At 61.4% G+C, this 15676-nt stretch carries 13 protein-coding genes; 11 read left to right on the top strand and 2 right to left on the bottom strand.

Annotated features, from left to right (window positions below):
• The first annotated feature begins 6 nt into the window (after nt 1–6).
• The 5 genes from murD (at nt 7) to murB (ending at nt 6165) form a co-directional block, all read left to right on the top strand.
• A complete protein-coding gene (murD, locus tag D1222_RS02515; RefSeq protein ID WP_119452659.1) occupies nt 7–1434 on the top strand; it encodes a UDP-N-acetylmuramoyl-L-alanine--D-glutamate ligase in 1428 nt (475 codons plus the stop codon).
• On the top strand, nt 1431–2585 hold the full coding sequence (locus tag D1222_RS02510) for an FtsW/RodA/SpoVE family cell cycle protein (RefSeq protein ID WP_119452658.1): 1155 nt from the start codon (nt 1431–1433) through the stop codon (nt 2583–2585). The genes murD and D1222_RS02510 overlap by 4 nt, the downstream gene beginning before the upstream one ends.
• Nucleotides 2578–3669: an undecaprenyldiphospho-muramoylpentapeptide beta-N-acetylglucosaminyltransferase gene (gene murG / locus D1222_RS02505; protein ID WP_119452657.1), complete on the top strand. Its 1092-nt coding sequence runs from the start codon at nt 2578–2580 to the stop codon at nt 3667–3669. Before D1222_RS02510 ends, murG begins: the two co-directional genes overlap by 8 nt.
• A gap of 129 nt (nt 3670–3798) precedes the next feature.
• Nucleotides 3799–5208, top strand: coding sequence for a UDP-N-acetylmuramate--L-alanine ligase (gene murC, locus D1222_RS02500; protein WP_182481845.1), 1410 nt, complete (start codon nt 3799–3801; stop codon nt 5206–5208).
• The gene (gene murB / locus D1222_RS02495) at nt 5209–6165 is read left to right on the top strand and encodes a UDP-N-acetylmuramate dehydrogenase (protein WP_119452655.1); all 957 of its coding nucleotides are present in this window, start codon (nt 5209–5211) and stop codon (nt 6163–6165) included. It abuts the gene before it with no gap.
• Here the strand turns inward: murB and D1222_RS02490 are convergent.
• The gene (locus D1222_RS02490) at nt 6162–8216 is read right to left on the bottom strand and encodes a TonB-dependent receptor plug domain-containing protein (protein WP_119452654.1); all 2055 of its coding nucleotides are present in this window, start codon (nt 8214–8216) and stop codon (nt 6162–6164) included. The two genes, murB and D1222_RS02490, sit on opposite strands and share 4 nt — an antisense overlap.
• A 290-nt stretch (nt 8217–8506) precedes the next feature.
• Between D1222_RS02490 and D1222_RS02485 the strand changes: the two genes are divergently transcribed.
• The 5 genes from D1222_RS02485 (at nt 8507) to lpxC (ending at nt 14186) form a co-directional block, all read left to right on the top strand.
• Entirely contained in the window at nt 8507–9415 is a 909-nt protein-coding gene (locus D1222_RS02485; RefSeq protein WP_119452653.1) for a D-alanine--D-alanine ligase, read from the top strand.
• The gene (locus D1222_RS02480) at nt 9403–10275 is read left to right on the top strand and encodes a cell division protein FtsQ/DivIB (protein WP_119452652.1); all 873 of its coding nucleotides are present in this window, start codon (nt 9403–9405) and stop codon (nt 10273–10275) included. The genes D1222_RS02485 and D1222_RS02480 overlap by 13 nt, the downstream gene beginning before the upstream one ends.
• A 2-nt stretch (nt 10276–10277) precedes the next feature.
• The gene (gene ftsA, locus D1222_RS02475; RefSeq protein WP_119452651.1) at nt 10278–11573 is read left to right on the top strand and encodes a cell division protein FtsA; all 1296 of its coding nucleotides are present in this window, start codon (nt 10278–10280) and stop codon (nt 11571–11573) included.
• 94 nt (nt 11574–11667) lie between these two features.
• Nucleotides 11668–13128: a cell division protein FtsZ gene (gene ftsZ, locus D1222_RS02470; protein ID WP_119452650.1), complete on the top strand. Its 1461-nt coding sequence runs from the start codon at nt 11668–11670 to the stop codon at nt 13126–13128.
• Between the two features lie 137 nt (nt 13129–13265).
• Complete coding sequence (lpxC, locus tag D1222_RS02465; RefSeq protein ID WP_119452649.1) at nt 13266–14186, top strand: UDP-3-O-acyl-N-acetylglucosamine deacetylase; 921 nt, start codon at nt 13266–13268, stop codon at nt 14184–14186.
• Between the two features lie 51 nt (nt 14187–14237).
• Here lpxC and D1222_RS02460 read toward each other — a convergent pair whose 3' ends face one another.
• Nucleotides 14238–14678 (bottom strand): helix-turn-helix domain-containing protein, encoded by a 441-nt coding sequence (locus D1222_RS02460; protein WP_119452648.1) that lies wholly within the window; start codon nt 14676–14678, stop codon nt 14238–14240.
• Nucleotides 14679–14858: 180 nt separating this feature from the next.
• Here D1222_RS02460 and D1222_RS02455 point away from each other — a divergent pair, with 180 nt between their 5' ends.
• The gene (locus tag D1222_RS02455; protein ID WP_119452647.1) at nt 14859–15674 is read left to right on the top strand and encodes an outer membrane protein assembly factor BamD; all 816 of its coding nucleotides are present in this window, start codon (nt 14859–14861) and stop codon (nt 15672–15674) included.
• Nucleotides 15675–15676 lie beyond the last annotated feature (2 nt).

Genomic DNA, 15676 nt, shown 5'->3' with positions numbered 1-15676 from the left:
ACCCTTATGATCCCGATTACCGAATATGCTGGAAGAGACGTTGCGGTGTACGGCCTTGGCCGGACTGGCCTTGCGGCTGCGCGCGCTCTGAAAGCCGGTAAGGCAAAGGTTCACGCCTGGGATGATAATGAGGCATCGCGGGCCAAGGCCGAAGCTGAAGGCATCCCGGTCTCGGATCTAAACAAGCGCGACTGGCAGAACTTCGCAGCGCTCGTCCTGTCTCCCGGAATACCGCTGACACACCCGCAGCCACACCGTCTCGTGCGCCTTGCGCAGATGACGAATGTCCCGGTCGTTGGCGATATGGAGCTTTTCGCGCGCGCAGTTCAGTCACTACCGGAACGTGGCCGCCCGAAGATCATCGGCATTACGGGCACCAACGGAAAGTCCACGACGACCGCTCTTATCGGCCACATCCTGAAAGAGTGCGGCCTCGACGTTCATGTGGGCGGCAATATTGGTACCGGGGTTCTCGACCTGCCGGCGCTGTCGGCGAACGGCTACTATGTGCTTGAGCTCTCATCCTATCAGCTCGACCTGACCAAGAGCCTGCATTGCGACGTGTCGGTCCTCCTGAACATGTCGCCAGACCATCTGGACCGGCACGGCGATATGGACGGCTATGTCACCGCCAAGAAGCGGATCTTCCGCAATCAGGGGCGTGGCGATACGGCGGTCATCGGGATTGACGACCACTACACGCAAGCCATCGCCATGGGTCTCGCTGGCAGCGGCGAAATGCGTCTGGCGCGCATCTCGTCAGAGTTTGCGCTAGGGCGCGGCGTCAGCGCGGTCGATGGCAAGCTTTTCGATAGCCTCGCCAACAATGCCGTTCGCGTCGGTGACCTCGGCGATTCCGCGACGCTTCCCGGCCGCCATAACTGGCAGAATGCAGCCGCCGCCTATGCCTCTTGCCGCGCACTCGGGCTCGACCCCGGCCGTATCTTCGGCGCCATCCTGACCTTTCCGGGACTTGCGCACCGCATGGAGCAGGTCGGAGAGATCGATGGCGTGCGCTTCGTCAACGATTCCAAGGCCACCAACGCCCAGGCTGCAGAGCAGGCGCTTCGGGCATATCCGCGCGTCTACTGGATCGCTGGTGGCCAGCCCAAAGCGGGCGGTATCGAGCCGCTCATGCCGCTCATGGACCGTGTCGCCAAAGCCTATCTCGTCGGTGAAGCGGCTGATGAATTTGCGCGCACGCTCGACGGCAAGGCCGCCCATGAAAGCTGTGGCACGTTGGACAAGGCAGTCGCCCGCGCCCTCGAAGACGCAAAGGCGTCGGGTGAGGAAAACCCGATCGTGCTGCTCTCACCGGCCTGTGCGAGCTTTGACCAGTTCAAGGATTTCGAGGCGCGCGGACAGGCCTTCCGTGAGGCGGTCGAAACACTTGGCGGGGATGCCCTCCGCCCGGTCATGCGAGAATCGGCATGACGGTCTCGGTCGGCAGCACGGTGATCGTCCCGCGCTCTGAGCGTTCGATCATCACCGAATGGCGCCTCAGCGTGGACTGGCGCATCATGGCGGCATCCTTCACGCTGCTCGGTCTCGGCCTGATGCTGTCGCTGGCGGCGGGGCCGCCAGCTGCTGAGCGCCTCGGTTATTCAGACCCATATCATTTCGTGAAACGCCACTGCATCTTCGCAGCTGGCGCATCGGTTGTGCTCATCGCGGCAAGCATGATGACGCGTGTCTGGGTGCGCCGGGTATCTGCACTGATCTTTGCCGGATCGCTCGTCCTGCTCGCGGCCATCATGTTGATCGGCCATGAGGCGAAGGGGGCAGAGCGCTGGGTCAATATCGCAGGCTTCACGCTCCAGCCGTCCGAATTTGTGAAACCCGTCCTGATCGTGCTGATCGGCTGGCTCCTCGCGCAGCGGCGTCTCTTTCCGGACGGGCCCTGGGCGGTCGTCGCGCTAGTCTTCTATGTCGTCGTCCTTGGCCTTTTGCTGCTCCAGCCGGATGTTGGTCAGTCGGCGCTAATTACAGCGGCCTTCATCGCGACATTCTTCGTGTCTGGCCTGCCCTGGCGTTGGGCGGCGGCCTTCTTCGCGGGCGGCGTGACGCTCAGCGGCGCGCTCTATGCGCTGCTGCCGCACGTGCGCTACCGGGTGAACAGTTTCATCAACCCGTCCGACTACGACACCTACCAGATCGACAAGGCGTCCGAAGCGATCTCACGCGGCGGGCTGCTGGGCGCCGGGCCGGGTGAAGGGACAGTGAAATCCAGCCTACCGGATGCCCATACCGACTTCATCTATGCCGTCCTTGGCGAAGAGTTCGGCTATGTCGCTGCGCTTCTGGTGATCGGCCTCTACGGCTATATCTGCTGGCGAGGTCTGCGCGCGGCCTCGCGCCTGCATGACCCTTATCCGCGTGCCGCTGCCTCCGGCCTCTTCACCCTGTTTGCCTTGCAGGCGGCCATCAATATCGCGGTGAATGTCAGCCTTATTCCGCCAAAGGGGATGACGCTTCCTTTCATTTCCTATGGTGGCTCATCCATGCTGGGAATTGCCCTAACGCTAGGCCTCGCGCTCGCCTTGATCCGCCGCCAGAGCCTTGGGACGAGAGGTCGACATGGCTGACAAACCCCTCGTGATTATCGCCGCCGGCGGCACGGGCGGACACATGTTCCCGGCTGCAGCCTTCGCCGAAGAGATGCGATCTCGCGGCTGGCAGGTCGGCCTGATCAGCGATGCGCGCGGGCTCTCATATGCCGGCAGCTTTCCAGCCGACTGGAAGGAAGAAGTCGCCGCCGCCAGCCCGAATGTCCGCAAGCCCTGGACGCTGCCATCTACTGCCTTGAAAATCTGGCGCGGCATCGGCCGGGCCAACCGTCTGATGAAGTCCAGAAAGCCTGCGCTTGTCGCAGGTTTCGGGGGCTATCCGGCTTTTCCAGCTCTCAGCGCCGCGCGCCGGTGCAAAGTGCCCATCATCGTCCATGAGCAAAACGCGGTTCTTGGCCGGGTAAACCGCCAGTTTGCGTCAAAAGCCGTATTCGTTGCCTCAGGCTTCCCACGCCTCGACAAGCTGCCCGCGGGCGTGCGCCACGAGCCGGTCGGCAACCCTGTCCGCGCGCCGATTGCGGCGATGCGCGATGCACCATTCCCGCCGACCAGCGGGGACCTCAATATCTTCATCACCGGTGGCAGCCAGGGCGCCCGTATCCTCGGCCAGATCATCCCGCTCGCCATTGCGTTTCACACGCCGGCGCCGCTCCGCGCACGCCTCAACATCGTCCAGCAGGTGCGCGAAGAACAGCTCGATGAGGTCAGCGCCATCTATGAAGAGGTCGGCCTGCGCCACGAGCTGCGCCCCTTCTTCGCCGACATGCCGGAACGCCTTGCAGCCGCGCATCTGATCATTGCGCGCTCCGGCGCGGGCACGGTCAGCGAGATTTCCGCTGTCGGGCGCCCGTCCATCCTGATCCCGCTCAAGATCGCGATGGATGACCATCAGGCCGCAAACGCTGAGGCCCTCGTCGATGTCGATGCTGCCGATGTGGTGCTTGAGGACAATCTCTATCCGAACCTCCTCGGTGAACTCATCAAGGTGCGGTTGGAAAACGGCGAAGAGCTACAGGCGCGCGCCATGCGGGCGAAGGACGCTGGCACGGTCACTGCGGCGCAGGACCTCGCAGACCTCGCCATAGAGGCAGCCAACCTCTGATCTCCCCCGACGGATTGCCCCTAAATTGCCGCGTCGCAGCCATCTCCGCATGCTCGCGCTTGCCTAGTCTGGCCTCCACACGTTACTGCGGAGGACCCATTTTCCATGCCCTACGAAGTCAGAACATTCATGCCAAACAAACCTTCGCCCTTTGATCTCGGTCCGGCCCACCTTGTTGGCATAGGCGGTATTGGCATGTCGGGCATCGCCGAGATCATGATCAATCTCGGCTACAAGGTCCAAGGCTCCGACGTGAAAGACAGCGCCAATGTGGAGCGTCTGCGCGCCAAAGGCGCGACCGTCCATATCGGCCACAAGCCGCAGAATGTGATCGGGTCAGGGGCGGTCATCATTTCTTCGGCCATCAAGGCAGACAATCCGGAAGTCGTCGCCGCGCGTGAGTCAGCCATTCCCGTGGTGCGCCGCGCCGACATGCTGGCAGAGATCATCCGCCTGAAATGGACGGTTGCCGTCGCAGGCACGCACGGCAAGACCACGACGACGACGATGGTCGCCGCACTCCTCGATGGCGCAGGAATCGACCCGACCGTTATCAATGGCGGCATCATCAACGCCTATGGCTCCAACGCCAAGGCGGGGAATGGCGACTGGATCGTGCTGGAGGCTGATGAGAGCGACGGCACCTTCACAAAGCTGCGCCCGACCATCGCGATCGTGACCAATATGGACCCCGAACATATGGAGCATTACGGCTCCATGGAGGCGCTGCGTTCGGCCTTCGACACCTATGTGAAGAACATCCCGTTCTATGGATATGGCGTCCTGTGCACCGATCATCCGGAAGTCTCCGCCATGGTGGCACGCGTGTCTGACCGGCGCATCCTGACCTACGGGTTCAACCGTCAGGCAGATGTCCGCGCGACCAATCTTGAATCCGATCCGGGCGGCGTGACTTTCGATGTCGTCCTACGTGAGCGTCTCGGCATTGGCGTGTCCTCGATTGAAGGCGTTCGTCTGCCCATGGCGGGCGACCACAATGTCTCCAACGCCCTCGCCGCCATCACCGTCGCGCTGGAGCTTGGCGCAACGCCCGACCAGATCCGCACCAGCTTCAAGAATTTCGGCGGCGTGAAACGTCGCTTCACCCCTGCCGGTGAATGGAATGGTGTCCGCATCATCGACGATTATGGCCATCACCCGGTGGAGATCGCAGCCGTCCTGAAGGCGGCCCGTGCCATGCAGGGGGACAACCGCGTCATTGCGGTCGCCCAGCCGCACCGCTATTCCCGCCTGCACGATCTCTTCAAGGATTTCTCCGGCTGTTTCCACGACGCCGACATCGCGTTCATCGCGCCCGTCTATGCAGCTGGTGAAGACCCGATCGACGGGGCGAGCCACACCGCGCTCGTTGATGCGATCAACGCGAAAGGGCATGCCGACACGCGCGCCCTCACATCTCTGGACGACCTTCCAGCGACCATCCGCGAGATTGCCCGCCCGGGAGACCTCGTCGTCTGCCTTGGCGCTGGCGATATCACCACGCATGCCAATGCGCTCGCCGGGAAGCTTGCCGAATAGATGGCAGACTGGCGCGATGACCTGCCCGACGTGCGCGGCAAGCTGCTGCTGGATCAGCCGCTGGCGCCCTATACCTGGTTTCGGGTTGGCGGGCCGGCCGACGCGCTCTTCCTGCCAAAGGATGAGGATGATCTTGCAGACTTTCTGAGAGTGCTGCCGGCCGAGGTGCCCGTTCACTTCATGGGTGTCGCCTCAAACTCCATCATCCGGGATGGCGGCATTGAAGGCGTCACGATCCGGCTGATGGGCGGCTATTGGGGCAGTGTTGAACCGGCCGGCTCACATTCCCTTTTCGCACGCGCTGGCGCGCTTGATCTTGCTGTCGCCAAGGCTTCGGCAAAGCACGGCATTTCTGGGCTCACCTTCTTCTCTGGTATCCCCGGCTCCATCGGCGGCGCGGTGCGTACCAATGCAGGCTGCTATGGCCGCGAGCTGAAGGACGTCGCCAACCAGATTGAAGGCATCACGCGGTCCGGTGAGAAAGTCCGCTTCGAAGCCGAGATCGCCCAGTATGGCGACCCGAAGATCGAGTTTTCCTACCGCCACACCAATTTCCCTGACGATGTCATCGTGACTGGCATCCTGCTGACCGGCTCGGGCGACGGCGACCCGGAAGCGCTTCAGGCCGAGATCGAAGAGCATCAGGCCCGGCGCGCCGAGACCCAGCCGATCAAGGACAAGACGGGCGGTTCCACCTTCGCCAATCCGGACCCGCCCGGCACGCCAGACCAGCGCTCCAGCTGGAAGCTGATCGATGCGGCGGGCTGCCGGGGCCTGAAGGTTGGCGGCGCGCAGGTATCCGAGAAGCACTGCAACTTTCTCATCAATACCGATGACGCCACCGCGGCAGACATTGAAGCGCTTGGGGAGCTGGTGCGCGCCCGCGTGCTGGATGTGACCGGTGTGGACCTTCGCTGGGAAATCCGACGCATCGGCCGCATCCAGGCGAAGGCCTAGAACGTCCCTCGCAGCGACACGGTCAGGATCGGCCCGGCGCTCCAGCTCCTGTCTTCGCTGAAGAGAAGGCTACCATCGCGCCGGGGCGTATAGACCTGCCGCGTGAACTGCTCATCGCCATCGGTCACGTTGAACCACTCGACCTTCCCGGTCATGCCGAAAATGTCTTTGTGCTCGACATAGAGGAAGGTGTAGATCGGCCGGAGCTCGAACAGCTGGCGCTCATCGAGCCGAACGAAAGGCGCATTGTCGTAGCGTTCCCCGCCAAAGCCGAGCGCCCAGTCTGTCTTTGGAATGTCGTAGCGAAGCTCAAAGAAGCCGCCCAGCATCAGGTCATCATTGATGCGGCGTGTTTCGCCCGTTAGCGGATCGTCCAGTTCGGACTGGCGCACTTCAAGCTCATACTCGAGCTGGAGGCCTTCAACGCCGACAGGCGCGAACTTGAACGTACCATTGGTCGCGATGCCGTAGCGCGTGGCCTGGTCCAGATTGCCGGGGCCTTCGGCATTCGGGCCAAAAGGGACGCGATCCACAATGTCCTCGATGGCCTCGTAGTAGACCTTCATCGTGTGTGCACCGGCAGCGCCGAAGTCGCGGTCGAATGAGACCTCGCCTTTCCAGCTCTGCTGCGGGACGATGTCCGGATTGCCCTGATTGCCATTGCCCGCATTGACGTTCACCGATGAGATGAAGTCGAAGAAGTTGAGCTGGCCCACTTCGCGTGCGGCCCGCGCATTGATCGTCAGGCGCTCATTCACTGTCCACGCGGCGGAGACAAAGCCCTTCGGACGCGTAAAGCTGCGCGTCTGCGCCGCCCCGCCTGACTGACTGAGCTCGGAATACTCCATGCCGAATGAGGCCTGCACCGAGAGATCTTCTGAAAGCTTGCGGCCGTGGGTGATGGAGGCGTCGAGCCGCTTCTCCTCGACGCGCGAATTGGCATTGGTCAGCGGAACGCGGACCAGCGCGCCCGTGGCATCAAGCGCCTGCAGGTCAGCTTCGGCTTCAAGGAAGTTGAAAGCCGCCTCACCGGCAATCTGCCAGTCCACTGTCTCGCTCGGCGCCCAGTTGTATTCACTGCGCAGGATGCTTTCGCCTTCATCGACCGTCTGCTCGAAGATGGAGCGTTCGCTCAGCGTGCCATCTGCCTCAGTCGTGCGGACACTTGAGATGAAGGGGCTGTGCTCAAAGCGCCAAAGACCGATCGTCTTCAGGCGGCCGGGGCCGAGATCGAACTCATAGTCGCCGCTGATTTCGCTATTCCACTCATCTTCGGAGTTTGCGAACTGGCGGATGCTCGGCTGACCAGCGACCGGAAACCGGTTCGACGTCTCCTCAGCATCGATCTGGAAGATATTGTACTCGGCATTGAGGTTGCCGACCGACCCATTGAGCGGTGTCCATTCCAGCGCGCCAGAAACGCCTGCGCTATTGCCGATATTAGTGACGCGTTCGTCGCGGGTCTCGATCAGGTTGCGATTGGCGTCACGCACGAATTCCGGCCCCGAAGCGCCGCCCCGTATCGGCTCGCTTGTCAGGCCAAGCGTCCAGCCCAGCGTGTTCTGCTGCCCGGTCACCGATACGCTGCCGCCATGATAGTAGGGGGGAAGATTGTCGCGAAACCGCGCCCGCCAGTCCCACGTGCCCGAGACACCATTCACCTTGGCCGTAATGTTGGCGACCTGCCCGGACAGGCCCGGCACGTTAAGCGTCGCGCCATCGACGATCTCGATCTTTTCCACATTGGTGGCAGGGATGCGGGCGAGCGCATCGCGGGGCGTCAGTGACTTGCTAGAGATGCGCCGCCCATTGATCAGCACATTGCCATCGGCCTGACCGAGGCCGCGTTCTGACAAGTCGCCATTGCGGATGGAGAAGCCGGGGATCCGCGTCACCATGTCGAGCGCGGTGTTTGGCGAATACTGCTCGAAATCGGGCAGTGTGTAGGTTCGCGCTGCCTGCGCCTGTGGGTCGCTTTCCTGTGTCTGTGCGTGGCCTGAAAGGCAGGCAAGCATCATCGTTCCCGCAAGCAGGTGGAGTTTGAGTTTCATGAGGGCGTTTCCGTTATCTCTACGCTTATTATTATCGAATGTCGCGTATCAGATATTGTTTATCGATACAACTACATTTGTAGTCGTATGGAATGCGTTTTAGCGCAACTTACGCATTTGTAATTCGGGCGCTTCGACAACTCGGGCCCGGATCGGTGCCACCTGACGGCGTGGGATGCAGCAAGTTCAGCTGAATTGAAGGACTGCCTTAATTTCTCGGCTGCTACGTGTTTGAGTCGCAGGTCAGGCCAGCAAGCATGCGGGCCAATTTTCTGTCTGGAGGTCAAATCATGAAGCGCGTTGCAGTCGTCTATGGGGGCTGGTCCTCTGAGCGGGAAGTGTCCCTGTCTTCGGGCGAGCAGATGCTGCGCGCCGCGCAGGCGGCCGGCTATGACGCTGTCGGCATTGACGCTAGCCGCGACCTCGCAAGCCAGATCGCAGCTGAAAAGCCGGATGTGATCCTCAACGGTCTGCATGGCCCCTGGGGTGAGGACGGCTGCGTGCAGGGCCTCTTTGAGATTCTCGCCATTCCCTACACGCATTCCGGCGTGACCGCGTCAGCGATTGCGATGGACAAGCGTAAATCCAAGGCCGTCTACAAGCAGGCAGGCCTCGACGTGGCCGACGATGTCGCCGTCACGCGCGCAGAGGCGGCCCGCGCCCACCCGATAAAGCCGCCTTACGTCATCAAGCCTGTTAACGAAGGCTCGAGCTTCGGCGTCGTCTTTGTCCGTGAGGAAAATAACGGGCCTTCGCAGCTGCTCCTGTCGGATGAATGGGCCTATGGCGACAATCTCATGGCCGAGGAATACATCCCCGGCCGCGAGCTGACCGTGGCCGTTATCGGCGACCGGGCGCTCGCCGTCACAGAGATCACGACATTAAGAGAGTTTTACGATTTTGATGCAAAATACGCAGCTGGTGGATCGCGTCATGTGGTGCCTGCAGACATTCCGGAACCGGTAACGAAAAGGGCTCTGGAAGCAGCGCTGAAAGCGCATCAGGCTCTCGGTTGCCGGGGGGTGTCGCGATCAGACTTTCGATTTGACGAGAAGAAGGACCGGCTCGTGATCCTGGAAACCAATACCCAGCCAGGCATGACACCTACCTCGCTCGTTCCTGAGCAGGCCGCCTATACGGGCATGACCTTCGAGGCGCTCGTCGCCTGGATGATCGAGGATGCTTCATGCCGAAGGTGAAAGGTCAGCCAAAGCAGGGCCAGCGCGCCCGGCCGCAGCCGCGCAAGCGTGCGCCTGCGCCGGTGCCTGTCGAACCTGCGCGTGCAGACCTTACCTCCGTCCTGACGGGTTTCGTCATGGTGGTCGCCCTCATCGTGGCAGGCGCAGCCCTGCTGGGCGGCTCGATGTCCAAGGTTGGCGACGGTGTCGGCAATGCTTTCGATAGCGCCGCCGTCGGCCTCGGCTTTGCTGTCCAGGACGTGCAGATCACCGGCCTTGGCGATGATGTTCGCCGCGCCAGCCTCGTTCAGCAGATGTCGGGCGTGGCGCCCGGCGACAACATGTTCCGCGCCGACCCGCATGAAATCCGCCGTCAGGTCCTCGCGACCGGGCAGGTGACGAGTGCGCATGTCTACCGGCTCTGGCCAAACCAGATCCTGATCAATGCCTCGCCTGCAAAGGCCAGTGCCATCTGGTTCGATGGCGAAGGCCAGCAGGTTGTCGACAGCACCGGACAGATCATGGAAGGCTTATCGGCCAAGGATTATAGTGAACTTGTTCTGCTCACCGGCGTCGATGCGCCTGAGGGCGTGCCAGCACTTCTTCAGTTTCTGGCGCGCGCTGGAAGCGTGAGCGAGCGCGTATCCTATGCAGAGCGCGTGTCGCGCCGCCGCTGGGACGTAAAGCTCCGCGACGGACTGCTGATCCGGCTCCCGGCAGACGCCAGCGTCATGCGCGCGACTGATGAACTCATCGCGCTCGAAACCTCTACCGATCTTTCCCAACGCTCGCTTGCGCGCATCGACCTTCGGGTCGCCGGGCGCACATTTCTTGAACCTCTCGATGAACAGGGTGCGTCCGGCACCGCTGCAGAAAGCTGACCATGGCCAAGGCAGACCTCCGCTTGAAACCATCCCGCGCCGCAAAAGTCGGCCAGCCTATCGCTTCGCTGGATATTGGCAGCTCGAAGATTACCTGCCTGATCGGGCGTTTTGATCCAGAGGCGAAAGCCGGGTTCGCGTTTCTCGGCGGCGGGCGTCAGCAGGCGCGCGGTTTCAAGGATGGCTCTATCACCGACATGGAGGCGCTGGAGCGGTCTGTGCGCCTCGCTGTTGAGGACGCCGAACGTCAGGCGGGCGAGCGGATTGATTCGGTCACGTTGGGCGTCACCGGTGCGCAGGTCGCCTGTGAGTTCGTTGGCGCTCTCAATGATATCGGCGGACGCGAAGTCACCGCCAAGGACCTCAAGAAGCTGCACGGTCAGGCCCTCGCCAAGATCGACGCCAAGCAGCGTGAAATCCTGACCGCGCATCCGGTCCTCTACAAACTGGATGAGCAGGAAGGCATCAGCGACCCGATCGGCATGATCGGCAGCAAACTGTCTGTCCTCCTGTCCGTCGTTTCGGCGCCGCAATCGCTTGTCCGCAATCTGGTAGAATGCGTTGGCCGCGCGCACCTCAACGTCGACCGCCTCATCCCGTCTGCGCTTGCCAGCGCCGCCGGTACGCTGATCGATGATGAAATTGAGAATGGCGCGATCTGTATCGACATGGGCTCTGGCGTGACCACTGCCTGCGCTTTCGTGAACGGCGTGCCGGCCTGGCTCGGCGTCGTACCTGCAGGCGGCGCCAAAGTGACGGGCGACCTCGCACAGGGCATTGGCACGACCTTCGCCGCCGCAGAGCGCATGAAGACGATTTACGGCCACGCCGACACGACCGGCACTGGCCTTACTGAGAAAGTCGAAGTAGCCCGCCTCGGCGATGATGGACGTCTTGCCGCCCATCACATGACGCGCGGCGAGCTGACCGGCCTCATTGCACCTCGCATTGAGGAAACCTTCGAATATGCCGCCAAGCTCATCGGCAAGAGCGAGCTCGCCAAGATCATGCCGCGCCGCACGGTCCTTACAGGTGGCGGCAGCCTCCTGCCGGGTGTGCGCGATGTCGCCTCCCGCGTCCTTGGCCAGCCGGTCCGCCTCGGCAAGCCAGTCGACGCCGACGTCCTTGGCGAATCACATGCCAGCCCTGTTTTTTCGACCGCCGCAGGGCTGTTGTCATACGAATCACGCGGCTTTGCAGACGTCTCGACCGCCAGCGGGGCATCTGCACAGGGGTCAGGGCCCGCAAAACGGGGTAAAATGAACAGTTTCTTTCGCTGGCTGCATGAAAATTTTTAACAGCGAGACAGAATCCCTTAACCCTCTCTTAGTGTGACGCAGGCAGTCTGCGCCTACAAACCTCTATAGGTAGATTGGCAAAGGCGGATTTTTCATGACTCAAGAACTCAAGCCGCGGCTCGTCGTGTTCGGTGTGGGCGGGGCTGGCGGCAACGCAGTCGACAATATGATCGAGGCGAACCTGCAAGGTGTTGAGTTCGTTGTCGCGAATACGGATGCTCAGGCGCTCGAGCGATCGAAATGCGAAACCCGCATCCAGCTTGGTCCTGAAGTGACCGCAGGCCTTGGCGCAGGCGCAAAGCCGGAAGTCGGCGCAGCCTCCGCTGAAGAGTCGATCGAAGAGATTAGCAAGTGCCTCGAAGGCGCGCACATGGTCTTCATCGCTGCTGGCCTTGGCGGCGGCACGGGCACCGGCGCAGCACCTGTGATTGCGCGCGCCGCCCATGAGCGCGGCATCCTGACGGTCGGCGTCGTTACCAAGCCATTCAGCTTCGAAGGCAATCGCCGCATGACCATCGCCGAAGATGGTCTCACCGAGATGCGCAAGGCGATCGACACCATGATCGTCGTGCCGAACCAGAACCTCTTCCGCGTTGCCAATGAGCGCACCACCTTTGCGGACGCCTTCCGCATGGCTGACGACGTTCTTTATTCCGGCGTTCGCGGCATCACCGATCTCATGGTCATGCCTGGCCTGATCAACCTCGACTTTGCCGACGTCCGTACAATCATGAAGGGTATGGGCGCTGCGATGATGGGCATGGGCGAGAGCGAAGGCGAAGGCCGCGCGCTCGAAGCTGCCCGCGCTGCTATCGACAATCCACTTCTCGACGACGTCTCGATGAAGGGCGCCCGCGGCGTTCTGATCAGCATCACCGGCGGCTACGACATGACGCTGTTCGAAGTCGACGAGGCAGCCAACGAAATCCGCAAGCAGGTAGACCCTGACGCGCACATCATTCTCGGCTCGACCTTCGACCCAGAGCTTGAAGGCAAGCTTCGCGTCTCCGTCGTTGCTGCTGGCATCGACTCCGAGGCCCGCATCTATGAAGAGCCAGTCCGCGAAGCATCAATCAGCGCCGCGCCGGTTGAGCCACAGCGGATCGAGGCAGAGCCTGTCGAAGCTGAGATCGAGCTCGCTGAAAGCGATGTCAGCATCGCAGAAGAAGAGGTCGAGATCGAAGAGCGCCCGCGCGTCGTGATTAACGATCTTGGTGAAGACGACGTGTTTGAAGCAGACACGCGTCCTGACTTCGTCAGCCGTAGCCTGCCAGCTGCAGAGCGCGAAAGTGTGTCTGGCAATGACCAGGTCAGCGCCGATCAGGTGTTCGGAGGCGGCAAGTCCCGCGGTCGCTCTGGCTCAGAAGGCAAGGCCGGTTTCGGCAACCTTTTCGGCTGGCCAAAACTGTCTTCGCAGAACAATGACGACCATCCCGTCGACGAAATCGAAGATGAGCCAGCCGCGCCAGCGCGTGACAAATTCACGGCGCCAGCTTCGTTCGACGATACCGACCTTGAAATTCCGGCCTTCCTCCGCCGCTCGGCAAATCGCTAGGCGTCAGGAAAGCCAACAGGACAGACAGAGCGCTTCCAACCGGGAGCGCTCTGTTTTTTTGTAATATTGCGACATATTCCTTGTTTTGAATCTTTGCGCCCGATCGCCTTCATAGGACCCTGAGAGATGAGGTCTTCATGAGTCGCGTTCAGTATCAGCAAACCATCAGCCATCCGGTCGTCTGTGCCGGCGTCGGTGTGCACTCCGGCGCGCGTGCGCGTATCGTGATGAAACCGGCTGCTGCGGGCACGGGTATCCGTTTCCGCCGTATGGATATTGAAGGCTGCGAGGATATCATCGCGCGCGGCGATTTTGTGACCGAAGTCCAGCTTGGCACGACGCTCACCAATGAAGCGGGCCAGTCCGTCGCAACGGTGGAGCATCTGCTGGCAGCCTGCGCTGGCGTGGGTGTCGACAATCTCATTATCGAAATCGACGGGCCTGAAGTGCCAATCATGGACGGCTCCTCATCGGTCTATTGCGAGCTGATGATGGCTGCGGGCCTGCGCGAACAGCGGGCTCTTCGCCGCCGTATCCGCATCCTCGAAGAGGTTCAGGTCACTGACGGCATCAAGACCGCCCGTCTTAGCCCGTCGGCCGACAATTATCTTTCGATCCACGCAAAGATTGAGTTTGAGAGCCGCGCCATCGGCACCCAGCAAATGTCGCTGCGCATGCTCCCGGGCATGTTCGCGCGTGACATCGCCTTCGCCCGTACCTTTGGTTTTGCGCAGGATGTCGAGAAGCTGAAATCCATGGGCCTTGCCCGGGGTGGCTCGCTCGACAATGCGGTGGTTCTCGATGGCGACTCCATCGTCAATCCGGAAGGCCTGCGCGCAAGCGATGAGTTCGTGCGCCACAAGATTCTTGATGCGGTGGGTGACCTGATGCTGGCTGGTGCGCCAATCGCCGGCGTCTATGAGGCTCGCCAGCCTGGCCATGCACTGAACAACAAGCTCGTTCGCGCGCTCATCGATGCGCCAGACGCCTGGTGCTGGGAAACAGATGAGGCTGAGGTCGAAGCCAAGGTCACCGCGCGCGCCTCAGCGGCCCGCTAGGCGGCTAACTCGAAATATTCGTAAGATCTGAGCGGTGCCCGGAAAGTAGCGCTAGTCAGCGCGCGGACGCGGTCGCTCTTCAACTGGGGCGGACTTCGCCTCACCGGCAAGCTCGGAATCGGCCAGCGCACGCACCATGTTGAGGATAGAAGCGCGAACCTTCTCGTCGCGGATACGCGTCAGGCTGCGCACACATTCGATTGCGAAGCGCGAAGACGCATCCAATTCGTCACCCGATTGTGCGTCAATGTCCGTCAGCCCTTCGAAGAACCAGCCCGGCGCCACGTTAAGACGCTCAGCGAGCAGGTAAAGACGGCCCGCGCTGACACGGTTTGCACCAGTCTCGTATTTCTGGATCTGCTGATAGGAGACGCCCAGGGCTTCACCAAGCTGATCCTGCGTCAGACCAGCAAGGATTCGTCGTTTACGGATGCGCTCGCCAACAAGTGTGTCGACATCCGATGCGGTGAAATCTGATAGTCCCTGTGTCATAATTTATTGCCTTGTAGGCGGCGGCACGAAATCCCTCGTACTGGCATCAACATAGGTCGATATGTATTCATACAACATAATAACTAGGAATTCACCTGGCTGTTCCTGTAGGCAATGACTTTACAAGCTGCCTGCCAGCGGCAAAGTGCGGCAAAGTCTGTTGAGAAACCGGTATCTGTTATGAAGCTTTCGCTCATTGGCTCCGTCGCAATCATGACCCTGGCTCTTGCTGCATGCAGCTCGAACCGGCAAGCGCGAGAGCTTGCCTATGTCGAACGCCCGGTCGAGGCGCTCTACAACGCTGCTGCCGACGAGATGGACGACAGCGACTACATCAGCGCAATCGAACTCTTCAACGAGGTTGAGCGCCAGCACCCATATTCGGAATGGGCCCGCCGCGCCACGCTTATGGCAGCTTACGCCTCCTATCGTTCGCGTCGCTACGACGATGCGATCGGCACCGCGCAGCGCTATCTCTCGCTGAACCCGGCAGGAGAGGGCGCCCCGTATGCCTATCACCTCATTGCGCTCAGCTACTTCCAGCAGATCGTCGACGTTGGCCGCGACCAGCGCACGACCGAACTGGCGCGCGACGCGCTGAACGATGTTGTTCGCCGCTTCCCGACCACCGACTATGCGCGTGACGCGCAGCTGAAGCTCGACATGGTCAGCGACCAGCTCGCAGGCAAGGAAATGGAAATCGGCCGCTGGTATCTTCGCCGCAACCAGCATCTCGCCGCTGTGAACCGCTTCAAGAAAGTGGTCGACGATTACGACACGACGACGCACACGCCAGAAGCCCTGCACCGCCTCGTTGAGGCTTATCTCTCGCTCGGCCTTCGCGGCGAAGCTGTGGCGGCGGCCTCAGTGCTCCAGTACAATTATCCAGACAGCCAATGGTATCGCGCCAGCTACGATCTCGTCGAAGGTGGCAGCAATGGCGGTCAGCAACAGGCGAGCGGCGAAAGCTGGCTCGGGCGCATCACGCCTTGGTAAGA

This window comes from Henriciella algicola (assembly GCF_003576245.1).
Lineage (GTDB): Bacteria > Pseudomonadota > Alphaproteobacteria > Caulobacterales > Hyphomonadaceae > Henriciella > Henriciella algicola.
This window is presented reverse-complemented; position numbering and strand designations above follow the sequence as displayed.

Excerpts from the sequence above, each read along its gene's own strand:
- D1222_RS02490 (WP_119452654.1), bottom strand. The coding sequence starts at position 8,216 with ATGAAACTCAAACTCCACCTGCTTGCGGGAACGATGATGCTTGCCTGC.
- ftsZ (WP_119452650.1), top strand. The coding sequence starts at position 11,668 with ATGACTCAAGAACTCAAGCCGCGGCTCGTCGTGTTCGGTGTGGGCGGG.
- murB (WP_119452655.1), top strand. The coding sequence starts at position 5,209 with ATGGCAGACTGGCGCGATGACCTGCCCGACGTGCGCGGCAAGCTGCTG.
- D1222_RS02480 (WP_119452652.1), top strand. The coding sequence starts at position 9,403 with ATGCCGAAGGTGAAAGGTCAGCCAAAGCAGGGCCAGCGCGCCCGGCCG.
- D1222_RS02485 (WP_119452653.1), top strand. The coding sequence starts at position 8,507 with ATGAAGCGCGTTGCAGTCGTCTATGGGGGCTGGTCCTCTGAGCGGGAA.
- D1222_RS02460 (WP_119452648.1), bottom strand. The coding sequence starts at position 14,678 with ATGACACAGGGACTATCAGATTTCACCGCATCGGATGTCGACACACTT.
- D1222_RS02455 (WP_119452647.1), top strand. The coding sequence starts at position 14,859 with ATGAAGCTTTCGCTCATTGGCTCCGTCGCAATCATGACCCTGGCTCTT.
- lpxC (WP_119452649.1), top strand. The coding sequence starts at position 13,266 with ATGAGTCGCGTTCAGTATCAGCAAACCATCAGCCATCCGGTCGTCTGT.
- murC (WP_182481845.1), top strand. The coding sequence starts at position 3,799 with ATGCCAAACAAACCTTCGCCCTTTGATCTCGGTCCGGCCCACCTTGTT.
- murD (WP_119452659.1), top strand. The coding sequence starts at position 7 with ATGATCCCGATTACCGAATATGCTGGAAGAGACGTTGCGGTGTACGGC.
- murG (WP_119452657.1), top strand. The coding sequence starts at position 2,578 with ATGGCTGACAAACCCCTCGTGATTATCGCCGCCGGCGGCACGGGCGGA.
- ftsA (WP_119452651.1), top strand. The coding sequence starts at position 10,278 with ATGGCCAAGGCAGACCTCCGCTTGAAACCATCCCGCGCCGCAAAAGTC.
- D1222_RS02510 (WP_119452658.1), top strand. The coding sequence starts at position 1,431 with ATGACGGTCTCGGTCGGCAGCACGGTGATCGTCCCGCGCTCTGAGCGT.